Source organism: Porcibacter vitabionis (genome assembly GCF_046263795.1).
Lineage (GTDB): Bacteria > Bacillota > Clostridia > Lachnospirales > Lachnospiraceae > Lachnocurva.
In genome coordinates, this window is the sequence record NZ_JBJYZD010000007.1 from 118,937 (window position 1) to 138,737 (window position 19,801).

Consider the following 19,801-nt stretch of genomic DNA (forward strand, 5'->3'; position numbering starts at 1 on the left):
GCCCCTACTCTGTCCTCAGGGCCGAAACCGGATCACTCTTCGATGCCTTTTGCGCCGGCAAAAGACCGGAAATCAAAGTCAGAAAGATCGACAGGGCCACAAGTTCAACGGCATTCAGAATCGGCAGGCTCACATGCACACTCATATCCGGAATAAAATGCGGGATCAGGAAAAGATTTGCAGGTAAAAGAATCAGTTCCGTCAAGGCGATTCCGATGAACCCTGCCAAAAGACCTGTAATAAAAGTCTCTGCATTAAAGACGTTCCGAATATTCCGCTTGCTTGCGCCCAGGGCCCGAAGGACACCAATCTCCTTTCGCCTCTCCAGAACACTGATATAAGTAATAACACCGATCATGATCGATGAAACGACCAGAGAGATCGCCACAAAAGCAACCAGAACCGTTGTTACCGTATTCATAATCTTCGTGACGGAAGTCATCAGAGAGCCGATGGTATCGGAATAAGTGATCACCTTATCCTTCTTCCCCTTGGCCTTCATTTCCTTATTGTAATGATTCAGGATCGACAGGACCTGGTCCTTCTCGGTGAAATTCTTCGGATAGATGTCGATCTCCTCCGGCTGATCCGGATCCGCATAGCCGAAAGCCTGCAGATTGCTGTCGAAACTCTTCTGCTTGCCGTCTTTGACCATGGAGGTCATCAAAGCCTGCAGATCCTCCGGCGTCATATTCAGTTTGATCGCCCCTGCAAAAGCCTTGGGATCGAAAGCGAAAGACGACATTGCCTTCTGCATCGACGTCTGAATGGACTTCGACAGCTCTCCCATCATTTGCTTCATCGCATTTTTCATCACTGTCTGAAGCTGTCCGGCGACAGAAGCCGCCGCTTTCCCCTCCGCATCCATCAGTGCCTTCTCTAAATTGGCCGAAAGCCGATCGGTATTGATGGACTTCGTGACGATGGACAAGAGCTCACTTTGCCCCAAATCCGTATTCAAAAAAGCCATGAAAGAGGCCGGCAAATCGCTGATCACCGGCAAATTCCCCTGCTTTTTGGCATAAGAATCATATCCGGAAATATAGACCGAAGCCAGCTCTTCCAGATCATCCCCGGAAAAATGAAAGTTCGAGATCCGATCCCGGATGGCCTCTGATGCATCCGGATGATTAGTGATCGCTGCCTGGATATCCCGAACCGCCTGTTTCGAGAGATACGCCTGGACAATGGTATTGTTATCAGCTTCCCCATGCTCTTTTTTATAGTCTTCTACATACTTATTGTAAGAATTCAGAAGATCCGGTAAGATCGCCTGAATCAGCTTCTCCACTTCCTCCGGTGTCACCATGGCATCCTGATTCCTGGAAAGGATCTTCTGAAGCTCGCTTGCCAGAAGCTCTTTTCCCTCATCGCTCTTAAGATAGGCTTGCATTGTCGTACCGATATTCCGATAATCGGTCCCGGGCCCGGCCTTGGCACTATAATCCAGATACAGGTTCAAAAGGTTCGAAAAGGCATTGTTTAGATCTTCCGGCTTAGCTGTTACTTCTACGCCATCCAGTAAAACAGAAGGATCCAAAGCAGAAAGAAGATCCTGGTTTACATTTGTAAGACCGGATGTCAGGGCAGACGGATCCAGGCCCGAGAAGGCTTTCGCATAATCGATGCCTGCTCCGGCCCCTGCGAAAGCGGACGACAGATCCCCTATGGAATTGCCCATGGAGAATGCCTCTTGCATGGCCGAAGGATCGACCGTAAAAAGCTTGCTCAGATCCATCTCGCTGTTATCCTCTTCTTCGTCGAAAGGCTTGCCGGTCAGGACATTGATCTGTGGCGATGCCTTTTGGGCTTTCACGACCTCGCTATCCTTGGCGTGCTTCATCATATCGAAGACCAGATCGGAGGTATAGGCGATGCCGGACTGGAGCATGGAGGAAGAATTACCGGACTTCTGCTGGACGACACCGGTGATCTTCAGTTTCTGGCCACGATTCACAAGGTTTCTGACATAGGAAGTGTCATTTGCCTTATTGGTCCAGACCTGGTAACTGCTGTCATAGGAATACAGGTCGGAGGGGTAGACCATGTAGAAATCAAGATCCATAAAATCCTTGTAAGTAAAGGACTTATTCAAGGAGCTTGATCCGGTGCCTGTGCCAGCACTGGCGGAACTGTTCTTGCTTCCATCGGCCAGGTTCCCGGAACTTTTAGCTGGTGCTGAAGAACCAGAACTGCCAGCCGAGCCGACAGTACCTAGCCCCTTGGAAACCTTAGACTTCAACTCTTCCACCGGACGAAGGCCAAGGGTATAGAGAATGGTATCATTCAAACTGCCTCTCTGGTTTAAAATCAAAACCATCTCGTTCTTATTCTTCGGCCAATAGCCGGCCTTCAAGGAATACTGTTCCTTATAGAGGCTGGCATTTTCCGGCAGCATGGTGAAAATATCCGTATTCATGGCAGTGCCCATCATACTGCTCATCTGACTGTTTCCAAGGCTTAAACTGTCATAGGTCTGATTCGGATTGACCTGGGTAAAACCGGGATTCCCATCGCTCAGGCGATAGATCTGCGGCGTCAGATTATAATGATATTCAATGGCATTCACGTGGGATTCCATGCCGGACTTCCCGCCATCCAGATATTTTTTGAGAGAAGTCAGGTCATTGGTCTGGATCTGACTTATGAGATTCAGAGTCTCCGTCTGAATGGGGACTTCCGTATTCAGATTCTGTTTTTTATCCTGATTTTTACCCGAAGAACTTCCCTTCTTCCCATCCTCAGAATCCGCATCATTCGAACTGCCCGATCCGCCCGTCAAAAGGGATGCAAAATCAAAACCGGTCTTCTGGATCTGCACCGGATAGCTGGCCAGGGCGTCCGACTCCTGATTTTCAATATACTTATTCACACCGTTGGAAAGCGACAGAATCAGTGCAATCCCGATAATTCCAATGGATCCGGCAAAGGCCACAAGGAAGGTTCTGGCCTTCTTCGACCTCAGGTTATTAAAACTTAAATGCAAAGCGGTCAAAAAGCTCATCGACGCCCGGCCGATCCGCTTATGGATCGGTTCTGCCACAGCCTCCGGTTCATAAGGGTCGCTGTCAGAGATGACCTTTCCGTCCTTAATCTTCACAATTCGCGTGGCATACTGATAAGCCAGGTCCGGGTTGTGAGTGACCATAACAACCAACCGATCCTTGGCGACTTCCTTCAGAAGCTCCATGACCTGAACCGAAGTCTCGGAATCCAGTGCTCCGGTCGGCTCGTCCGCCAGCACAATATCCGGATCGTTGACCAGAGCTCTTGCAATTGCCACTCTCTGCATCTGCCCGCCGGACAGCTGGTTTGGTTTCTTATGTAAATGTTGACCAAGGCCGACTTTGTTCAAAGCCTCTTCTGCTCTCTGCCGTCGTTCTGCCCCGGAGATGCCGGAAATCGTAAGGGCAAGCTCTACATTTGACAAAACGCTCTGATGCATGATCAGATTGTAGCTCTGAAAAACGAAGCCGATCGTGTGATTCCGATAGGCATCCCAATCACGATCCCTGTATTTTCTTGTAGAGACGCCATTGATGATAAGGTCGCCGCTGTCATAACGGTCGAGACCGCCGATGACGTTCAGAAAAGTTGTTTTCCCTGAGCCGGAGGGGCCGAGAATTGCGACAAACTCATTGTCCCTAAGATTCAGACTTACCCCGTCCAAAGCCTTTTGAACGAAATTTCCGGTCTTATATTCTTTTCTCAGTTTCTTCACCTGAAGCATGCTATTTCCTCTTATTAGACTAAAAATCAAAAGTGCCCTATGTCCTATGCGAACTTGCCCGATTCCCCGGTCGGGGGTTATACTGATAAAAAGTTACAGTGAAATCAACGAAAGAAATGAAGAGCGATCCTGCTCCTATCATTCCATTGGAGAAGTCATGTCTGATTCGAAGTCCAAGCAAACCCGCCGATTGATCGACGCCAGAAAAGTCCAGCTGAAGCACGCCAAAATCGAAAAACGAATTCTGAATCTGTCCATGGTCGGCTGCATCATCTTCCTGGCATCCGAGATTTTCATGGCTGCACTCACGCACTCCAGAACCCTCCTGTCCGACTGTCTCTGGGATTCCGTCGACCTCGTTCTTCTCCTGCCAATGCTTGTACTTTCGCCCCGCCTGTCACGAAAAAAAGTCAGCGAGAAGCGTTCCTTCGGTTTCTATCCCGTCGAATCCCTTTTGGTCGTTGCGAAGACCTTCGTCCTGATTGCCCTCTCCATCATCCTGATCGTCGAGAATATTCAATCCATCCTGCACGGAGGAAATGTCATCGATGGCGGCCTGATCTCCATCTACGAAATCCTGGTCAGCCTTTTTTGCATGGTATTCTATCTCGTTTTAAAACACATGGAACATGACTTCGAATCCCCGATGATCGCAACCGAAGTCTACACCTGGAAGCTGGATTCCTACAGCACCCTTGCCATCAGTGCCGGTTTCGCCATGGAATTCTTCCTTCGAAAGACCCCGGCTGCCTGGCTGACACCATATATCGACCCGGTTCTTGCTATCATCGTAACCGCAAGCCTGGTCTTCGAACCTCTCTCCATGTTAAAAGAAAACCTCCACGATCTCTTGCTTTTTGCACCCGATCCGGAAATTATGGAAGAAATCCGGACTGTTGTCGAACGCCGCCTGGCCGATGCACCTTACCGTATGACCTTCCTCGATGTCGTAAAAACCGGCCGTATGTTCTGGATCGGTATTTATTTCAAACCCGACCAAGGGCAGATCGACTTCAAGCAGATCTACAAACTCGTCTGGGAGATCACCGACGACCTTCGCATCGAATACAGCGATGTCTACGTCGAGATGATCCCGGACACCAGTATTTCGGCGGAAAGCCAAAGCTAATGTCATTTTCTCTTCTTCATCCCAGCTGACGATGGCAAAGTAAGCTCCGACTGCAACCGTCACTTCTTCTCCATCCACAGATTTCTAAGGCAGGTCAGGCCCACGTAGACCGAGATTCCGATTCCGATCTGCAGGGGATAAAGATAGAGCGACTCCTCAGGGGCCAGATAAGCCAGAACCATGGCAGCTCCGGCAGGCGGAACCATGGGCCCGGTATGGTAGAAAACCAAAAGAAAGAGAACCGACGATAAAAGAAGGCTGATCAAGAGGCTTCCTTCCGGCAGACCGCTGAAAGCCAGTCGAACATAGGAGCCGGCTGCCGCAGACAAAGTCAGTAGCACAATGACCCGGATCGGATGCAGGCGGATGACCCGATTATGATAGGCGGATAATTCCGTGAAAGCTACGAGAAGCGGAGGGGCCGCCATAAATCGCCAGCCGCTTTTCACGGCAAGAAGGATCATACCGCTTGCCACCAGGATCCGAAACAGGGTCAGTTTCCAAGGAAGCTGTATCCGGACCGGTATAAATTCTTCCTCATATTTCAAACCGCGCCAAACCAGGGCCCGGCGAATCAGAAGGATCAAAAGCGAAAAGAGAACCAGGGAAATCAGATACCAGATCGACTTCGTCTGAAGTAAAACCGGAAGAACCAGGGCAGAGATCATGGGCATGAAGGAAGTTTTCGACAGAGACTGGATCAGAAGTGCCAGGCAATAGGCCAGGATCATCTGCAGGCTGAGCGGTAACGGAAGGAAACGGACAATTGCCATACCTAAGACGCCGCAGACCAGAAGAAAGAGAAATAGTCTCTTCCCATTGGTCATCCAGGAACGATGCGGTGTCAGGAACATGCCAGCTGCGATTGCCCCTACCTCCGGAAAAATCACTTCTTTTTCATGCACCAGAAGCGACAGTAATACCATTAGAAAAACAACAATGAGGTAACATGTACTATCGATGACCTTATTTCCGGATCTCTTCTCCATTGGAATGACAACTCTCTTCTACTGCTCTACCACATGAACTACTCCGACTTCATGCTCTGCATTGAAAGTCGAGGCTTTCTCTTTCCACCATACTGCAATCAAGACACCCTTAAATCCCGGTTTCCACTTCTTTTAGACTGGGGATCGACGGCGCCGCACCATGCCTGGTAACTGCGATAGCAGCCGCGTGACTGGCCAGGGCCAGGCTGTTTTGAATGCGGTCTGGAGCATAGACATCTTGGTCCATCGATTCTTCAGAAGAATTCCAGTCCTTGGATGTCTCTCTCGAAGTCTCCCTTGCCACTATGTTGTCTTTGTCGATGGTCCTCTTCTCCCCAGCACCTAATATCCCTGCCAGGAAATAACCGGTGAATGTATCGCCCGCCGCAGTCGTATCCACTGCTTTGACTTTCTCCGCCGGCTGATAGAGAGCTTCTTCTTTGGAAAAATAGACCGCTCCGAAGGAGCCCATGGTCAAGACAAAATGACCTTTGGGCAGAAGGTCCAGAAGCGCCAGACGGATTTTCTTCCAGTCGGGACCATCGGTTTCAGAGAAATACCGATCCATGTCCGTCTTCCTTCTCGTGACTTTCTGCTCGGTTTTCTCCTCCAACCCCTGGATCAACTGCACGGCTTCAATTTCATTAATGAAGAAAAGTTCGATATCCTCCAGGGGCAAATCCAGGATTTTCTCATTCATGGGCGAAGGATTTAAGACGATCCTCATTCCCTTGTCTTTTGCCCTTCTTATGATATAGGGCAGTTCATTGATCTCATTCTGCAAAACCAGCCAGTCTCCGGCTGAAAAGTGAGACAGAACAGCATCCACTTCTTCCTCCGTAACAGCCTGATTTGCGCCGCCATAGAGGAGGATACAGTTATCTCCCTCCTTATCATTCTGAATCACGGTATGACCGCTCGGCTGATCCGAAAGAACGCGAACCAGAGAGGTATCTACGCCGGAATCCTTTAACTCCTTTAAGAGGAGATCTCCGTCACGGCCTACATTTCCCGCATGCCAAACCGGAAGGCCGGCCCGGGCTAAGGCGATGGACTGATTCAGACCTTTGCCGCCGGTGAAAACAGCTCGACCGCCGGACGAAAGCGTCTCCCCGCGCTTTACCATGTGGTCCACCTGATAGACATAGTCGATATTTAAAGAGCCAAAATTTAAGATCTTCATTGTTTTTCCCTCTTTCTGTCCTGTCAGGCAGCCGCATCGATTCCCATCATTTCATTCGCATTTTGCTATATCATCCAGAATCTCTATATACTTAATATTATTATAAGCTCACCATACGGATTCTTCAAATCCTTCCCCGCCGGCCTGTCGGTCTTTTCTCTATAACACCCTTCAAATAGCCCTGGCGAGGCGTGGGAAAAACGGCAAGCAGTTGCAGAAATGCTTTCAATGAACAAAGACTACCTTCAAGAAAAAACCGATGCATCGCTGCATCGGTTTGTATGGGGGAGGATTATGAAAATTTGAAAGGTTTTATTTCCTTTCGACTTTTTCAATATAAAAAAATTCTGTGTTCAAATTGTGTTCAATCCCTTAAGGCTTTGTGAATTTTTTCTTAGTTTTTAAACTTTGGTCTATATTTCCGCTTCTTGACAGGCCGCTTCTGTCGTGGTTTCCTTCCGTTTTCCGTACGGAAACAATTGATCTCCTCCTGAATGGAGGAATAGTCGCGTTCGAACAGTTCATTACTGATATCGATCTGCAGGATCTCCTGGGGGATCTCTTCGATAATTCGATTCCTGACATGGAGTTTACTTAAGTTTTTTAAGGCCGGCATACCATGGATGGCCTGGATGTGGGCCAGCTCCGGCCGCCAAAGCAGACTCATCTTCCGTTTCATGGTCCGATGAGGATTCTCTTTGGGTTGGCGCAGGAGGTAGAAATCAAATTGCTCTTCCTCCGGCAGATATTCCACCGAGAGGATGCCCCAGTAATCCGGCACATGCTCCGCGATATGGCTTGCATGTCTGGATCCGACAACAACAAGGTTTCGGTCAAAATATCGATCGTATTCGGTCACCTGGTCCGAAAGCCGGCTGTAGTTGTCTGCGTCGCTTTTGATCTCCAGGCCCCAGATCTCCTCCGGTAAGACCAGCATCAGATCTGCCCGGGCCTTGCCGATGACTTTCTCTTCAAAAATTCTGCACTTTCCCAGCTTTTCCTCTAAATAGAAGAAAAGCGGTTCCCGCATGTCCTTATCGTGTATCATAAAAAAAACCTATTCTTTCTGCTTTCCCTTGCGGAAATGACTGATTCAGAGATACTATAAAGTATGCAACTGTCCACCGCATTGCAACTTGAATTTCAATTATTCGAAGTTAATACAAGAAGTAAATACAAGAAGTAAATACAATACGAAATCTCTATAGATCTTATGAAACATACTACAAGCAAAACCAATACAAGCGCACTTACTACCGGTTCCATCTGGAAAGGGATCCTCTTCTTCTTTGTACCGATCCTGATCGGAGCCATCTTCCAGCAATTATACAATACTGTCGATGCACTTGTCGTCGGTCAATTTGCAGGGTCCGAAGCCCTGGCATCCGTAGGCGGATCCTCCGGCCAGATCGTAAACTTTATCTTCACCTTCTTTACCGGACTTTCCTCCGGAGCCAGCGTGATCCTGGCCCAATATTTCGGAGCAGAAGATGAGAAGAATGTCGATATCACTCTGCATACTGCCTATGCCTTTTCGATCGTCGGCGGCATTGTGCTTGGAACTGTCGGCATCCTTCTTTCAAACCCTCTTCTCCATCTTCTGAAGACCCCAAAGGCTCTGATGGGAGACTCCGCCACATACGTTCGAATCCTTATGGCCGGCCTGATCTTCACCCTGATCTATAACATGGGAACCGGCATTCTTCGAGCCATCGGAGACTCCAGGCGGCCGCTCTATATTTTGATCCTGGCAAGCCTTGTCAACATTGTTTTGGACCTTCTTTTTGTTGCCGTCTTCTCCATGGGCGTTCTCGGCGCTGCAATCGCAACCGTGATCTCCCAGGCCTTCTCCGCCTGCGCCGTATCCTTTATCCTTGCCAGGAAGACGCCTGGCATGAAGCTTGAATTTCGCCGCATCCGCTTTCACTATGGCATCATGATCCGGATCCTTCGCATCGGCTTTCCAACCGCCATCGCTTCCTCCATGTTCACGATTTCCAATATGATCCTTCAGGCGTCCATCAATGGATTTGGCGTCAACGCCGTCGCGGCCTGGACCGCCTATGGCCGGATCGATGTCATCTGGTGGCTGATCAATCAGGCCTTCAGCATATCGATCACCACCTTCGTCGGACAGAATTACGGAGCAAGAAAATCCGATCGGATCCGAAGAGCCTGCCGACAAGTCCTTGTGATCGAACTCATTTGTTCCATCATTGCCGGTTTCCTCGTCGTTCATACCTCCCCCTATCTCATCCGCTTCTTCGACTCCAGTCCGGACGTCATCCGGATCGGACAGATCATGGCAAAATCGGTCGCTCCCTATTACTGGGTATTCTGCTTTATTGAGATCCTGTCCTCCGTGCTCCGGGCGGAAAATGATGTCCTCTTTTCCACCCTTGCCAACCTGGTCGGCATCTGTGCCTTCCGGGCTATCTGGCTCCTTGTTATTACAAGAAACGGCTCACTTACGGCCATCCTCTATTGCTATCCGATCAGCTATTTCCTGACCGCAGCCGTTGTCATCCTCTATTACATAATCCGCCAGCCGAAAATCTTTCGGAAAATGCAGAGCTGGACGGACTAATAATAAAAAAAAAGCATTGTCAGATTGCAAAATCCTCTCTGATTTGCAGAAAATTTACAGAAGATTTGCAGAAGACCAGGGCCATCCATAAGAAAGGAAAAAACATGTTTTATTTCACCGTCATAGAAACACACCCCTTGGGCGATATCACGGAACTCGAAGGCATCATCCGGGGCTACAACCTTGTCAACCCTCCGGCTCTGCCGCTCAAGGCCTGCTGTGAGGGAAACAGCAGACTGGGCTATATTTCCATCACAGCCATCCGGCTGCACGGGAACTTCCCAAATGCCGCCTGGGCCAGCCTGACCATGGACAACAAGGCCGGGAAACAGGCACATTTCTTAGAAAATGTAAACCTTTTTGACACGATCAGCGATTACGATCTCTATTCCTATGCATCGAAGGGGATCGCCAGCAAATACGGCCAGACAGTACGTTTTGCCAAGAGTTCGCTGCTTCGCTTGAAGAATATCCGAATGATGGCATTGACGGATGCCTACTGCAGTGTTTCGGATCTGGTGGAGACCTTGGAAAAGACTCCGGCGGCAAATAGCGATATGCTTCCAAACCAATCTCACTACAGTTTGCATGATTTGAAGGCGATCCGCCATGACCTGCATCTTCATCTGAAACGAAACCTGTATGGGTCCGTCATGCCGGGATTTACGGCCCGGATTCCGGCGGAAAATGACCGCCTCTACTATCGGACCGGACAGCTTCCCAATGGCGACCGGGTCCTCGAGATCTTCCCGACCATGGAAGCGGCCGCAAGATACATTATGGAAAATGGCTTTGAAGGAGACGAGCCCTTCCCGGTTTATGCGGATGGGGTTCTTGCCATGTCCAAGGCCAATCCCAAAATGAAGTTCATGGTACATGGGAGTACCGAGCCTGTGGTATTCTGATGTTCTTATCGCTTTGCCTGAAACGTAAACACAGACCCTGACGTCGCATACCGTTAAAATGACGTGGCTTATCCTTCTTTATGGTCCTTCTGTCAACTTGAAAAAAATTCAATTGCATAGACAGAAAGGATAACGTATCATGTAGGCGTAATCTAAAAACAGGGTGCAAGCACCCAGAGACAAATGCAGAGTAGATATCAAAGCGTAAAGTGCCTGATGAACAGGGAGTTGTCATTGGGACGAAGGATAGATCCGCGGTTTTGATGTCGCATCCCGCTGCTACATCCGGGACTTTTGATTCGTCCTTTTTTTATGAATCTCAAACCTCCGATGTAGTCCAAAGGAACTGCAAAGGAGGTTTTCTTATGTCTAAATTAAAAAACGTACAGATCCTGACAACCAGCGCAATGCTGACGGCCTTGGCCATTGTCCTCGGCTTCTTTAAGGTGCCGGTCTCGAACATCATTGAGATTCGGTTTTCCTTTCTGCCGATCGCCCTGGCAGGCCAGCTTTTCGGACCCTTTGTAGCCGGAATCATCGGTATCCTTTCCGATGTCGGCGGTTATCTCGTAAAGCCGACCGGGGCCTTTTTCCCGGGCTTCACCCTCAGCAGCATGCTTTCCGGAATCCTCTACGGCCTTGTTTTAAAGGGGAAAAAAATCACGATCTGGCGGGCCTTCTTCAGTAAGCTTTTGAATACCGTCTTCATCAGCTTTCTTCTGAATCCTCTTTGGCTCTCTATTCTCTATGGCAATGGTTTCTGGGCAATCGTATCTGCCAGACTGGTAAGCGAATGCATTTTGCTCCCGGTCAATACTGCAATGATCTATCTCCTTCTAAAAACCCTGGAGACCTTTCATCTCCAGAAGAATATCGGGATTCCCAGCGGAAAGAAGGCTTAAAAAATATGACAACAATCTCATTCAAAGAAGCAGAACGGCTCTTAACGGGAAGAATTATGGGAGTCTACGGCATCAGCCAGGGAAAAAAGGCGGCAGGAGTTCTCCTGCCGGCCATTTTCAAGGATTTCCGAGGCCTTTTAAAAAGTCACGAAGGAGAAGAAAGCTCCGAGACTTACCGGTCTGAAGACCGGAAAGCTGAGATCATTCTCACCGGGATCCGGCGGGATGGAAAAACTGCGCTTACCCATATTTCTTTCAATGGACAGACGATTTGTTGACCGGCCTGCCTACCTTCTCCTCCGGTCGTGGCTTGCATAGTACTTCGCCTTATTCGCATACATATCCTTATCTGCCAGATGAACCACTTCCCGGAGGCTCTTGGCATCCCGGCTCCAGGAACAGCCAACAGCAAGACTGGTGTGCGTCGTTGTGTCTTCTGACATATAATCCCCTAAGCGGGACACCTGGATACGAAATTCATTTTCATCCACATCCGAAAGCAGGACCAGGAATTCATCACCCCCGATACGGTATACATTTTCCTTATGATAGAGGCGAATCAGAAGATCAGCGACCTCCTGCAAGCGACTGTCACCACTCTCATGGCCGACATGATCATTCAGCCATTTCAGGCCATTCATATCGACAAAAATGACACCAATGCTCTCATTCCCCTTCTGCAGTTCCGCCAGACGTTCATAATAGGCATGGCTGTTCAAAGCCCCTGTCAGGCGGTCGTGATAACTCAGGAAATCCAGCCTGCCCATAATATAATGATTGGTCAGCTTCTTTGAAAGGAAGACCGCCGTCATCTGCATGAATTTCTGCAGATTGATATCCCCGGCAAGTGAGTAATTCTGCACCGCCAGGTATCCGATGATTTTGTTATGATCCACGATTGGCAGGCAGTAGAGGTGATCCAGACTGTACCGATCGAAGTACTGAACGAGTTCCCGGAGATTCCTTTCCGGCTTCAGACTTTGATAACTGATCCCGTTCGGATTTTGTGCCGTCAGCCTGGTCGCCGCCATACAGATCTCCCGAAGCCTGTTCTTATTCGTATCTTCTGTACCGGAAACACCCTCCCGACACCACTCAAAGCGATTCATGCTCTCCTGGATCTCTCCCTGCTCTGCGCTGAAATCGATCAGTTGTACCCGATCCGCATTCAGCATAAAGCCAATCTCCTGAAGAATCTGCGGAATCAGTTCCTCATATTCCGTATTCTGATTGATCAGGCGGGCGATTCGTATAATACGATCATCCGTTGCCCAGTTTCTCTTCGCCAGATCGTTATCCTGCTCTTCCTCCGAGAGTTCGAAACCATTCCAGCTGCAGCAGAGCGGCATTCTGCCCGGCGACATATGGAAGACGTAAGTTTTCGACAAATCCGTAGAACAGATGCAATCCCTGACTTCCTTTCTCAGCACGGCAGCCTGATAAAAATAGGTAAGCCAAGTCGGATCCGCTTTCGGAACTGCCTCGAAATAGCTCCGGCCAATCAGCTGGTCCGGCCTCCTATTCACCATCCTGCCATAGGCATCATTCGCAAAAAGAATCTGCATATCGACGATCTGGTCCATATTGTCATTCAGAATCGCCCGGAAATAAATATAGGGCGTTGTGATATCTGTAGCGATATCCAGATAATCCCTATCATTTAAAGGGATCTCTGTCTTCCTCTGCAAGAGTCCTTCCGCCCTCTGGCATACCAGAGAATAAAGTGCATCTGAAGAATTGACCTCATTTCTCGATGCGAGTCCATAGGAAAGTGCTGCCATCAATTTCTGATCACTCTCTTCTTCCGAGAATGCTGCCAAAGTGCCCTGCAATTCTTCCGACAAAACCTGCGTCGATTTCTTGGAAAGCAGGATAAATTTGTCATTCGTCAGCCGGATCAAAATATTATCCCGTCCAAGCTCTCTTCGTAAGATCCGTTCGGCATTTTCCATCATTTGATCCGCAGCCTGTCCACCCAGCGACCGATAAAGAAGCCAATAATGATTCGCTACAATCACCGCCATCGTATAGTTTTCGCTGGAATCCCGGTAATTTTTCTCAAAATCGGCATTTGTCCTGATCCAGGAAATCATAAGCTCTGAATTCTTGGCAAGATCTAAGGGTTCCCTCTCTCTGGACGTAAGATCCAGATCCGAAAGAATGATACAGAGGAGTCCTGTCACCTTGCCGTCACGGAAGATTGGAAGCTTCGAATAGAGATAAGGATATAATTTCCCATCGACAATACGCTGAGCGAAAACAAAGGGCATTGCATGCCCTTTCAGGACTTCCTCTTCTTCCCTTTTCGAGGCAGAGAAATCCATGCTCCAGTTGATCTCTTCATCTCTTTTACCAATCAGACTCTCGGCGGAAGTCAGACCGTTAAATTGCAGAAAGCCGCGGGATACCCCGACGAAACGCCGATTCCTGTCCTTCCAGCTAAGCTTAACAGAGGGCGCTGCCAGAAGTGCATCCATGAGTTCATCTTCCCCTATATCCTTGCTGCCGGGAAGCCGGTCCGTCTGGTCCACATGATTGCCGGACAGAATGGTCTCCGCCAGAAACCTTGCCTTGACAGGATCCGAATAAGCAGACGGCTTGGACAGAATAAGGCAAACCAGCTTGTCCTGCACCGGGATCCGGATCACCGTCGTTGCGATCCAGCGATAGCCGGTCTCGCCGACACTCCTCCGGAAGATCTCCGTAAAACTCCCGTGATCAGACCGCTCCAGTTCCTTCCTGACATAGTCCGGATCCAGAAGATGGGAATAGCGCTCCTGGTCTTTCCAGTAGATCGTAGCAAGCCTTTCCTGGGGATCGAGCAAAACCTCCTGGCCAAGAACCTCATCCTTTGTAATGGAAGCCAGAGGCGTTATCCGATCATCTGTATAATCCACCTTGTAGATCCAGTAGAAAGCATTGAAAATCATACGCAGACTGTCATCTGAGATCACCGAATCATTCCGCAGCTCCTCCTGAGTCTGGTCCGTGATGTAGACCGCAAATAATTTCTTGTCATGGATCCGTCCGACCAGGGTGACCTGCAGACGAAAATAATGATACTGCCTGGTAAAGTAGAGAGATCGGGCAGATCCCTCATCCATGGGCTGATTCATCAGAGCAAAAAACTTCTCATGAAAGGCATTCCCCGGATCATTCACATGCTGCTCCAGGACATCGATCCCGTCATCTCCCTCTTCTTTGATAAAGCTTTGTCCCATCTGGTTGACATAGCTGATCCGGACTCTGACCCCGTCAAATAAGGCCATACCGAAGGGGATCTCCCGGTTAAAATGCAGACCACGGCAATGATTATAGAGATACATCTCTTCTTTACTCTCCGCCGGAAGTTTCTCTAAGAAAGCATCCGACGTTACGATCTCGCAGTGCTGGGGCTTGCCAAAATAGTAGCCCTGGATCTTCTCACAGCCAATCTCTCGTAAGAAGTCAAACTGCTCCTGATTTTCCACACCCTCACACAGAGTCCGGATGCCGAGATCCTTCGCCATGTCCACAATATGGATCAGCAGGTCACGTGCCTTTTGGTTTAAATTTCTGACGAAGAGCATATCGATTTTCAGCTCATCGAAATCGAAGTCTTTTAAGGTATTGAGGGATGAGTAACCGGAACCGAAATCATCCATCCAGACCTCATAGCCGGCCCGATGGAAGTTGTCGATCTCCCGGTGGAAACGGGCCGGATCCGACATGACAGTCGATTCCGTGATCTCGATACAAAAGGAAGAACGGGGAATATCATTTTCCCTGATCAGATCTTCCAGAGTCTCAAAGGGGTTCCAGAGATCAAAATCCTTCCGTGACAGATTGATGGAGATGGGGACGAAATTGATCTTCCTCTCCCGAAGTTCACGGACCAGGCCTGCCAGAACCTCCATGACATAACGATCCAGTTTCCAGGAGAGATTCTTTTCCTCTAAGGCAGGGATGAAGACCGCCGGCGCGATCTCTCCATAGACCGGATCCAGCCAGCGGGACAGAGCCTCAGCGTTGCATAGTTCCCCGGTCAGGGTCCGAACGACCGGCTGTAGGAAGACATTGATGTAGTGATTATGGATGGCCTCATCGATATGATCCTGGACATATTTATGAATGATCAATTCCCGGTTTAGTTTTTCCGTGTAGATATTATAGATATCTGCCCCGTGGTTTTTAATCTCATTACATGCCGTCTTCGCATAATCCGTCATCGTCGAGACCGTATCCTCCAGAGAAGGATTGATATAATAGATGCCGGCCTCCAGCCAGAGAGAATGCTCGGAAACCATATTATAGATAAGATCATGGGCCGTACGGACCTGCTCGATCACATTCGGATCTTCCGCAAAGAGAATAAATCGATCCGCACCGTAACGGGCGATCTTATCACTGTGAAAGACGCTTTTTAAAGTATCCGCAATGGCTTTCAGGCATTTATTCCCCTCCTCATAACCGAAAATGTCATTGAAGTTCGTAAATTGAACAATATTGCAATAAACGATGGCTTTGAAGCGAAGAGGGCCGCCGGTGGAGAGTTTTGCAATTCTTCTCCTCTCCATCTGGCGGATGAGAAAGTCCATGGTCTGGACTCCCGTGACCGGATCTTCCTTGGACAGACGATTCTCCCTCTTCTGATACTCACGTCGTTCCAGAAGCTGAGATAGAAAATCAGAAATAATATCAAATGCGATCTCATTTTGTTCCAGTGTCTGCGGAATGGGATTTACAATTCCAAGAACTCCACCGAATGTCTTGTTTCGAAAAATCGGAAGAATCGCAAATCGAGAGATCCCAAGAGCCTCAAAACTAGTGATCAGGCTCTCTTCCTCCCCTTTAATCTCTGCTATATCCCGGATCAGGATCTTCTGATTCTCATACAGGCTGTTGGTCCAATCCACCAAACCGTTTTCATTAAAAAGCTCCCGGATATCATGTCGGAGAGAAGAACTGCCGGTGGACTTCCATTCATAGGTCAGTTCCTCCTTATGATTCGCGATCTTGAATAGAATAATGTTACTGGCCTGCAGGCTTTCCCCCAAGGTCTCCAGCAGCCTTCGTATGGCTCTCTCCGGCTTCTGTTCCTGAACAGCCCTGTGAATGGCCTTCTGCACGGCCTGAATGGTGATGCAATTGAAATCAACAGACATAACGACCCCCATGGATCCAATGAAACTACAATTTATACCTATTATATCGGCATTTCCCTTTGAATGAAATAGACAGCTTGATTCAATTTCATTTCAATTCTAAACTTTTTATAAAATCCACAAAAAAAGCTTGCATGTCTATACAAGCCATGATATAAAGAAAATGTACTAGCTGACAGGCTAATATAATTTTTCATAACTCCGTGGCGAGATGTGAATCTCGCCACACTCCCCGTATATTCAACCGAGGCTGAATGCCTCGGTTTTTTATTGCAAAGTTTTTTCCAATGTTTTCAGAGCCTCCCAAATTTGTTGCGAAAAATTTGTTGCGAAATGCTAAAAAATTCCCCGCCGGTTGGCGGGGAATTTTCACATCAGCTTACTTTTCAGCTTTTTTCTTCTTTCTGACGAAATATCCGGAAAGGATCAGGATCAATGCAAGCATCGAAGCCAGAGGCAATGCAATCGGCATAGATACCGGAATCTCACCGGTCTTCGGCGATCCGGGTACATAAAGCACCTTGTCCTCTGTCCGGCTCTTGTGATTCGGAATTACCTTGGTCTTGTAATTGGTGGTTACCATGATCGGATCATCCACCATGATGAGCTCGCTGCCATTGGTATTCTTCTGTGTCAGCTCATCGCTTTCCGTCAGCTTGCCGGTCTTGGCATCGTAAGCGTAGCAGGTCAGTGCACTGTTGTACTTACCGATACTGAAGTAGATATTATCAGCGATCTTATAGCCCTTCGGTGCATTGGTCTCAACCAGGACATAAGGTTTATCTACATCGATCTTTCTCTGCCAGTCTTGAACGCCATCGGCAGAAGTCCATTCCAGAACCTTCTCACCGAGACCATCCTTCTTTGTGGCATCGAACTTGTAAACACAGAGCGTAGCATTCGGAATGAAGTTTCCGCTGCTATCCACCTTTGCTACCTTGAGTTTCGCTGTAAAGTCTCCTACACCGGCTGCGGTCAGCAGGTAGTTACCCTTCAGTGTAGAATCCTTCGGATCCACCAGTGCGTAGATGGAGAAGCTGTCAGATGTCAGGCTGGTCTGCAGAACAGACTTACCATCCGTTGCAACCGATCCATTGACCAGACTTATGGTTCTTGTCAGATCCTCAGGTTCACCGCTTTCCACAATGTGGATGATCTTCAGATCACTCGGGTCAGCGCCCTTAAGATCCAGTCCCTGATCCGGTTCCAAAGTCACATGAACATCGCCGGTCGGCTCAACTTCCTTGCCATCCTTCACAAAGCTGATGTCGTAGTAAGCCAGTCCGGTGAAGTCGCCCACATTGTCTTCCAGCATATCATTAAGATTCTGCGTCTGGATGCCAGTCGGTGACTGATAGGAAGAAACTTGCTTTTTCGGATCTACCTTCGTAACTACAAGTTTCGTTCCTTCCGGCAGAAGGCCCTTTGCTGCAGTTGCAACAGCCTTAATACCATTACCGCTGTAGCTGTACTTCTCTTCGTTGGCATTGGCTGTAATACTGTCAAGATCCGTCTTTTCCGAATCTACCTGGATGGTACGATTTGGTTTATCTTTCTCCTCCTTACTCTCTGTAATATCACCGTAATCAAGCTTATTCTTTCCGGTCTCGTCGTATACGGCAATCTTGCCATCGCCGACATACTTCACCATGAAATGCTGTCCCGGATAAGGATCAACCTCGTGGCCGGCCGGAGCGCTGATCTCCTTGAAATAGTAAACGACACCCGGTTCGATTCGACCATAGTACATATATCCGTTGGCATCCGAAAGTTCGGACTCAACCAGAAGGTCATTGCCATCCTGATTGACCTGATAGAGACCGTAAACGGCATTGACCAGAGGATCATATGGCGCGGACTTGGACCGTTTCTGAACGCGAAGGACGATCGGACGATACTGGTTTCGAATCGTGTAATTCGTTTCGTCCGTCGGCTCTCCATCTGCATTGAAATGGATACCGGTCTTCGTGAAGTCAATCGCATTCACACTCGCCGGATCAACCGAATTCTTTTCATCAAAACTGATGTCGGTAAGAGACGAATCTCTCAGCTCATATACGGTATAACCCTGTGCATCATAATCGACATCCGAGAAATTGATGGTTCCATCCGCATTGTTGACAGCTTCCAGATCCTTGCTGCTGTCGATATTACTGTTTCGATGGAGCCTGAATCGGAACTCTCCATCCAGAAGCTTGGCTCCGGTCAGATCCTTATACGCTGTGACATCCACTTTCCGGCCAAAGGTATTGGTCAGGGTAACTGCAGTTTCGCCGGTCGTTTCGTTGACTCCGGAAGTTACTGTAGTATCAGCGGTCTGATCATTGTGATCGACTTCATAATAAGGGCTGTCACAAATCTCATGTACGGTATATTTGCCCGGTTCCAGATTTTCAAAGGTATAAGTCCAAGTGTCTCCAACTCCACTAAGTTCTGTTGTTCTTACAACTTCGCAATTCTTTAAGAGTTCAAGCGTAATACTCTTCGGTCTCAAACCTTCCTGATTGCTATTGTCATTCCACTTCTTTGTAACCGTGATCTTCGTAAGCTTCTGGTTCTGGAAAGTGATGCTTTCCGGCTTGTCAGAAGTTACCTTGTTCTTGCTGTCCATCTTCTGAAGAGAAGTATTCGCAATGAGCTGGCCCTTACCATCATCAGTCACCTTAACTGTAACCTGATAAGCAGATCCATCATATTGAATGCCATCAATGGTCTTACCGCCATTCCTCTCGCGGATGATATAAGTATAATCACCTTCCTTATCATATTCGATCGGTGCAAATGTAAACCGACCGCTTGCATCATTTTTCGCCGTATCCAGAGTCTTCGTCTTCGAATCAAGAAGTTCGAAACGGAAGAACCCGGCAAACAGAGTCATGTCTGCGCCGGAAAGAATCTTCGTTCCGGAGAGACGGAGAGCGACGGGGGAGGCGGTGTAAGTGTTCACATAGTTACCGAAGTCATAGGTATACCTATTCTTATTGGTAGCTTTCAACGCCGTTGACTCATTGTTCTCTACTTTGCTGACCGTAAGCGTTCCATCGCCTTGATCATCTACCTTGACCTTCAGGATCTGCGTCTTCGTCTGGTCGGTATAGCCGGCTGGCGTGTTGATCTCTGTCAGCTGATAGGTGTGATCTCCGGTATCGTCTATCTGTCCATCTTTCGTGTACTTTTTCGTGTACGGAATCGCTTTAAACTGGAAGTCTCCGGTTTTTGGATCAGACTCTGT

General features: G+C 48.4%; 11 protein-coding genes and 1 riboswitch. Of the genes, 5 read left to right on the top strand and 6 right to left on the bottom strand.

The genetic code is table 11. From position 1 onward, the window contains the following. Positions 1 to 4 precede the first annotated feature (4 nt). Positions 5 to 3,730 (bottom strand): ABC transporter ATP-binding protein/permease, encoded by a 3,726-nt coding sequence (locus tag ACKX2L_RS07150; RefSeq protein ID WP_497552949.1) that lies wholly within the window; start codon positions 3,728 to 3,730, stop codon positions 5 to 7. 157 nt (positions 3,731 to 3,887) lie between these two features. Here ACKX2L_RS07150 and ACKX2L_RS07155 point away from each other — a divergent pair, with 157 nt between their 5' ends. Next, entirely contained in the window at positions 3,888 to 4,859 is a 972-nt protein-coding gene (locus ACKX2L_RS07155; RefSeq protein ID WP_497552950.1) for a cation efflux transmembrane domain-containing protein, read from the top strand. A gap of 59 nt (positions 4,860 to 4,918) precedes the next feature. Here the strand turns inward: ACKX2L_RS07155 and ACKX2L_RS07160 are convergent, their stop codons facing one another. The 3 genes from ACKX2L_RS07160 to ACKX2L_RS07170 all read right to left on the bottom strand — a co-directional run bounded on the left by ACKX2L_RS07160 (position 4,919) and on the right by ACKX2L_RS07170 (position 8,079). Beyond that, positions 4,919 to 5,848: a hypothetical protein gene (locus tag ACKX2L_RS07160; protein WP_497552951.1), complete on the bottom strand. Its 930-nt coding sequence runs from the start codon at positions 5,846 to 5,848 to the stop codon at positions 4,919 to 4,921. A gap of 109 nt (positions 5,849 to 5,957) precedes the next feature. Then, a complete protein-coding gene (locus ACKX2L_RS07165) occupies positions 5,958 to 7,031 on the bottom strand; it encodes a ribokinase (RefSeq protein ID WP_497552952.1) in 1,074 nt (357 codons plus the stop codon). Positions 7,032 to 7,425: 394 nt separating this feature from the next. After that, positions 7,426 to 8,079 carry a sce7726 family protein gene (locus tag ACKX2L_RS07170; RefSeq protein ID WP_497552953.1) on the bottom strand — a complete coding sequence of 218 codons (654 nt, stop codon included), beginning with the start codon at positions 8,077 to 8,079 and terminating at the stop codon, positions 7,426 to 7,428. Between the two features lie 165 nt (positions 8,080 to 8,244). On the opposite strand from ACKX2L_RS07170, the gene ACKX2L_RS07175 reads away from it, so the two are divergent. The 4 genes from ACKX2L_RS07175 to ACKX2L_RS07190 all read left to right on the top strand — a co-directional run bounded on the left by ACKX2L_RS07175 (position 8,245) and on the right by ACKX2L_RS07190 (position 11,703). Then, entirely contained in the window at positions 8,245 to 9,618 is a 1,374-nt protein-coding gene (locus ACKX2L_RS07175; protein ID WP_497552954.1) for an MATE family efflux transporter, read from the top strand. A 104-nt stretch (positions 9,619 to 9,722) separates the two neighbouring features. Then, a complete protein-coding gene (locus tag ACKX2L_RS07180; RefSeq protein WP_497552955.1) occupies positions 9,723 to 10,523 on the top strand; it encodes a hypothetical protein in 801 nt (266 codons plus the stop codon). 184 nt (positions 10,524 to 10,707) lie between these two features. Continuing rightward, a riboswitch (THF riboswitch) is annotated at positions 10,708 to 10,804 on the top strand. Positions 10,805 to 10,888: 84 nt separating this feature from the next. Next, complete coding sequence (locus tag ACKX2L_RS07185) at positions 10,889 to 11,425, top strand: folate family ECF transporter S component (RefSeq protein WP_497552956.1); 537 nt, start codon at positions 10,889 to 10,891, stop codon at positions 11,423 to 11,425. A 5-nt stretch (positions 11,426 to 11,430) separates the two neighbouring features. Beyond that, complete coding sequence (locus tag ACKX2L_RS07190; protein WP_497552957.1) at positions 11,431 to 11,703, top strand: hypothetical protein; 273 nt, start codon at positions 11,431 to 11,433, stop codon at positions 11,701 to 11,703. Positions 11,704 to 11,712: 9 nt separating this feature from the next. Here the strand turns inward: ACKX2L_RS07190 and ACKX2L_RS07195 are convergent, their stop codons facing one another. Further along, the gene (locus ACKX2L_RS07195; protein ID WP_497552958.1) at positions 11,713 to 16,569 is read right to left on the bottom strand and encodes an EAL domain-containing protein; all 4,857 of its coding nucleotides are present in this window, start codon (positions 16,567 to 16,569) and stop codon (positions 11,713 to 11,715) included. 379 nt (positions 16,570 to 16,948) lie between these two features. Further along, positions 16,949 to 19,801, bottom strand: a 2,853-nt coding sequence (locus ACKX2L_RS07200) for a SpaA isopeptide-forming pilin-related protein (protein WP_497552959.1), incomplete at its 5' end; no start/stop codon positions are given.

What these genes read in the sequence shown, in the direction of transcription:
- ACKX2L_RS07150 (WP_497552949.1), bottom strand. Translation starts at nt 3,730, where the DNA reads ATGCTTCAGGTGAAGAAACTGAGAAAAGAATATAAGACCGGAAATTTC.
- ACKX2L_RS07155 (WP_497552950.1), top strand. Translation starts at nt 3,888, where the DNA reads ATGTCTGATTCGAAGTCCAAGCAAACCCGCCGATTGATCGACGCCAGA.
- ACKX2L_RS07160 (WP_497552951.1), bottom strand. Translation starts at nt 5,848, where the DNA reads ATGGAGAAGAGATCCGGAAATAAGGTCATCGATAGTACATGTTACCTC.
- ACKX2L_RS07165 (WP_497552952.1), bottom strand. Translation starts at nt 7,031, where the DNA reads ATGAAGATCTTAAATTTTGGCTCTTTAAATATCGACTATGTCTATCAG.
- ACKX2L_RS07170 (WP_497552953.1), bottom strand. Translation starts at nt 8,079, where the DNA reads ATGATACACGATAAGGACATGCGGGAACCGCTTTTCTTCTATTTAGAG.
- ACKX2L_RS07175 (WP_497552954.1), top strand. Translation starts at nt 8,245, where the DNA reads ATGAAACATACTACAAGCAAAACCAATACAAGCGCACTTACTACCGGT.
- ACKX2L_RS07180 (WP_497552955.1), top strand. Translation starts at nt 9,723, where the DNA reads ATGTTTTATTTCACCGTCATAGAAACACACCCCTTGGGCGATATCACG.
- ACKX2L_RS07185 (WP_497552956.1), top strand. Translation starts at nt 10,889, where the DNA reads ATGTCTAAATTAAAAAACGTACAGATCCTGACAACCAGCGCAATGCTG.
- ACKX2L_RS07190 (WP_497552957.1), top strand. Translation starts at nt 11,431, where the DNA reads ATGACAACAATCTCATTCAAAGAAGCAGAACGGCTCTTAACGGGAAGA.
- ACKX2L_RS07195 (WP_497552958.1), bottom strand. Translation starts at nt 16,569, where the DNA reads ATGTCTGTTGATTTCAATTGCATCACCATTCAGGCCGTGCAGAAGGCC.